The organism is Bradyrhizobium sp. (assembly GCF_049691595.1).
In the GTDB taxonomy this organism is placed as follows: Bacteria; Pseudomonadota; Alphaproteobacteria; order Rhizobiales; family Xanthobacteraceae; genus Bradyrhizobium.
The window spans coordinates 1-3,592 of the sequence record NZ_JBAVNZ010000329.1; the positions used below are offsets into that span (position 1 = coordinate 1).

Annotated in this window: 5 protein-coding genes and 1 tRNA gene; 1 reads left to right on the top strand and 5 read right to left on the bottom strand. The window is 62.1% G+C overall.

The genetic code is table 11. The features are described from left to right. Positions 1-333: 333 nt before the first annotated feature. From WCE35_RS14450 to WCE35_RS14465, 4 genes are all read right to left on the bottom strand, one after another. A tRNA-Pro gene (locus tag WCE35_RS14450) sits at positions 334-410 on the bottom strand. 60 nt (positions 411-470) lie between these two features. Beyond that, complete coding sequence (locus WCE35_RS14455; protein ID WP_424594021.1) at positions 471-956, bottom strand: DUF192 domain-containing protein; 486 nt, start codon at positions 954-956, stop codon at positions 471-473. Positions 957-1,067: 111 nt separating this feature from the next. After that, positions 1,068-1,733, bottom strand: coding sequence for a cold-shock protein (locus WCE35_RS14460; protein WP_424594022.1), 666 nt, complete (start codon positions 1,731-1,733; stop codon positions 1,068-1,070). A gap of 198 nt (positions 1,734-1,931) precedes the next feature. Beyond that, complete coding sequence (locus tag WCE35_RS14465; RefSeq protein WP_424594023.1) at positions 1,932-2,693, bottom strand: SIR2 family NAD-dependent protein deacylase; 762 nt, start codon at positions 2,691-2,693, stop codon at positions 1,932-1,934. A gap of 331 nt (positions 2,694-3,024) precedes the next feature. Here WCE35_RS14465 and WCE35_RS14470 point away from each other — a divergent pair, with 331 nt between their 5' ends. After that, entirely contained in the window at positions 3,025-3,186 is a 162-nt protein-coding gene (locus WCE35_RS14470; RefSeq protein ID WP_424594024.1) for a hypothetical protein, read from the top strand. Positions 3,187-3,260: 74 nt separating this feature from the next. On the opposite strand, the gene WCE35_RS14475 is transcribed toward WCE35_RS14470, so the two are convergent. After that, the gene (locus tag WCE35_RS14475) at positions 3,261-3,446 is read right to left on the bottom strand and encodes a hypothetical protein (protein ID WP_424594025.1); all 186 of its coding nucleotides are present in this window, start codon (positions 3,444-3,446) and stop codon (positions 3,261-3,263) included. Positions 3,447-3,592: the final 146 nt, after the last annotated feature.

Consider the following 3,592-nt stretch of genomic DNA (forward strand, 5'->3'; position numbering starts at 1 on the left):
CTTCAAGGGCCGCCAGCAAGGCGCCCCCACAGCGTTTTCAAGCGAAGTAGGTACCGGTTCGCGCGAGGAAAACGCGTCAAAACAACAAGAATAGAACCCGTTCCGATTCAATCGGAACGGAAAAGGCTTCAGCGCCGGTTAAACAACGGATGCGCCACCCGGTCGCCGGGAGCAATGCCGTATTGAGTTCACCAAGAGCTATTCTGGAATTGGCAGCCTGCCCCAAGCTGCGGCAGAACCGGTCATCCGGTGTCTCATCGTACCCATGCGAGATCCACAGCGATGCCGGGCAACGACACCGCACGCTCATCATGTTGAAATAATTATCAAATTTGGTCGGGGCAGCTGGATTCGAACCAACGACCTGCAGTACCCAAAACTGCCGCGCTACCAGGCTGCGCTATACCCCGATCATGTGGGAAACGACGTCGATACACGCTTAAACCGCGGCCATCAAGGCGCTCCGCCCGCTAGCGGCCGTTGAACAGCGGGTGCGCCACCTGGTCGCCGGGCCGGATGCCGTATTTCTGCGCCGTGCCCGCGACCACCTCCAGCACGCCCTTGGCGAGCCCGCCGGAAGCGATGATCCTGGTCGAGAGCGGTTCGGTATTCTCGGCGATCCGCAGGATCCGCCCGTCGGCGCGGATGAAGATCATGTCGAGCGAGATGTAGGTGTTCTTCATCCACATCGACACCTGCTGCTCGGGGGAAAAATCAAACAGCATGCCTTTGCCGTCCGGCAATTCCTTGCGGTACATCAGGCCGGTGGTCTTCTCTTCTTCCGTCGTCGCCATCTCGACCGAAAAAACCTGCACGCCCGATTGGGTGACGATCTCGAGCGGCTGAAAACTCGCCGCCTGCGCGCCGGGGCTCATGAGGACGCCGAACGCGACGATTGCCGACACCAACAGCCGGCCGCGCGCGCGAAGCCGCTCAACAAACCGATCGAAATTCATGGACAACACTCACGCCGATCTTCTTGCCGGCGAACCCTAACCCGATGATTGCGGCAAATGCCAGAGGCTGCGCGCCGCCCGGCTCACGATTCCGTCAGGGGGATGGGGGAATCAGTGCGACGACAGCGCCGACGATCCGGTCTCGGGGTGAATTTCGGCTGCCATCATGCCCTTGGAGCCGGGTCCGAACCTCACCAGCACATACTGGCCGGGGCGCAGCTCGGTCATTCCGAAGCGGCGCAGGGTTTCCATATGAACGAAGATGTCGGGCGTCCCCTCCCCGCAGGTCAGGAAGCCGAAGCCGCGAAGCCGGTTGAACCACTTGACCTGTGCCCGCTCCAGACCGCTGGTCGGGGTGACGCTGACATGGGTGCGCGGCGGCAGCATCTGCGCCGGATGGATCGCGGTGGACTCGTCCATCGAGAGGATGCGGAAGGCCTGATAACCTTTCGGGCGCTGCACGCATTCGACCACCAGCCGCGCGCCTTCATAAGCCGTTTGATAGCCGTCGCGTCGCAGCACGGTGACGTGCAACAGCACGTCGGGCCAGCCATTGTCGGGAACGACAAAGCCGTAGCCCTTGGAGGCGTCGAACCATTTGATGACGCCGGAGATCTCGACGAGACTGGCGGCGCTATCGCCAAGACCCGACAGCGCTTCGATCGCCGGATCACGCTCCGCGCCGGCAGAAAATTCAACTGGCCCAAGCCTGTTGTGCCCTGCCCCGCCTGACGGCGGACCCCCGAGCTTCTTGGACTCAAATCCGTCCGACCCCATGACCCCGGACCCCACACATATTGGCGGCTCGTCGTATTTGCGACTGAGCCGTGAACACGCGCCCATCCATGACCACTCATGACAACGCCGCGCGAATCTCTCGAATCAAAGATAACACTCCAGCTTGCGGCGCATAGCAAAAAAACAAATCGGCGGGCAACTATGAACAGCCTTGCACAGGCCCGAATCAGCTGGGCGTCAATTGCCGACGAAGGGCCCGAGCGTTTCGCCGATGTCGTGCCGGATCACCAAGTCGGCCAAATCATCCTGTTCGGTGGGCTCATTGTTGATGATGACGAGTTTGGCGCCGCAGTTCTTGGCCATCAGCGGAAAGCCCGCGGCCGGCCACACCACCAGCGACGATCCGATCGCCAGGAACAGGTCGCAATGCTGGGCGAGTTCGGTGGCCCGGCGCATCGCATCTTCCGGCATCGCCTGCCCGAACGAGATGGTCGCGGTCTTGACCGGGTCGTCGCAGTCAGTGCAATCCGGCGCGCCGCCGGTCTCATCGAAGCGCTGCTTCACCCAGGGAAGAGCGTAAGCCTTGCCGCAGCCGATGCAGCGGGCATAGGTCGTGTTGCCGTGCAGTTCAACGACGTCGTCGGCCGCAAAGCCTGACATCTGATGCAGATTGTCGATATTCTGGGTGACGATCGCGGGAATCTTGCCGGCCCTGTATAGCGAGGCCAGCGCGCGGTGCCCGCGCCCGGGCTTGGCCGCGGCAAAGGTCGGCTCCATCGCAAAGCGCCGCCGCCATGCCTCGTCCCGCGCCTCGGAGCTGGCGACGAACTCGTCGAAAGGTATCGGGCGATGGCGGGTCCACAGGCCGCCCGGGGAGCGGAAGTCGGGAATGCCACACTCGGTCGATATCCCCGCGCCGGTAAAGGGAACGATGGTGGATGCCTCGGCGATCATGTTGCCGAGCCGTTCGACGCCGCTGCGAAGATCAGGTGCGATCACTTCGAACATCCAATGCCAAAGCGTTTTCGCGCGAAAGCCTGCCCCACGCTCGGATAGCGGATAGCGACCGGTTGGCGTCAAGCAAACGCGTCAAGCAAAGGATAAAGGATAGAGCCTCCGGTTCTGATTTGCCAGAACCGGAGGCTCTTGGCCCGTGCTGGCGGCAGCACGGCAAACCGGATGGCCCAATGCGCTGGTCTCCCAGCGCGCTCTATCCGCCGCTTTCGCTCCATTCACAGGCGATCACGGCGCTGCAACGCGTCCTCCCAAATCATGCCTTAATCGCGACGGCCAATGGTGCGGGGATCGAATCACACGACCGGATGGGGCAATGAGCGAAAAGGAAGACCGTCTCGCGCGCGAGCGCGAGGAAATCGCCGCATGTATCGCCAGCTTCAAGGCGACCCAGCAAAAATTCGAACGCGAGCGCCATGAATATTACGCCAAGACGCTGGCCAATGCCTGGAGCGGCTTTGGGCGGTCGCCGGTCTGAAGGCGAAGCGATGGCTCAAGCGGTTGTAACGCGCTCCGTAGTAATACGGGTCGCAGGCACTCGGGGAAAAGATATCAGCGCGCCTTGTGCGGCTCGCCTGCGGTTCGCACCAGCCGGTCGGCTTTCACCAGAACGTGGTCGTTCACGGGCTGTGACCGCAGCGAAAAGCTGATCACCACGAAGGCGGCGCAGAACAAGAGGCCGACCACCATCACGCGCCGGTGGGTCGGCCTGTCCGCATTATGAAACGAGGGGACCATGGCTGCCTCCGCCAGCACCCCTATCGCAAGCCTGAATCGGCGCAACGCGATTTGGATCTTAACCTGATTTGGTGAGGTTACCGGTTGTCGGGAAATACATCGTCAGGATGCCGGCGGCGTCGCTTCTGCCGGCCGCTTGGCCGCCG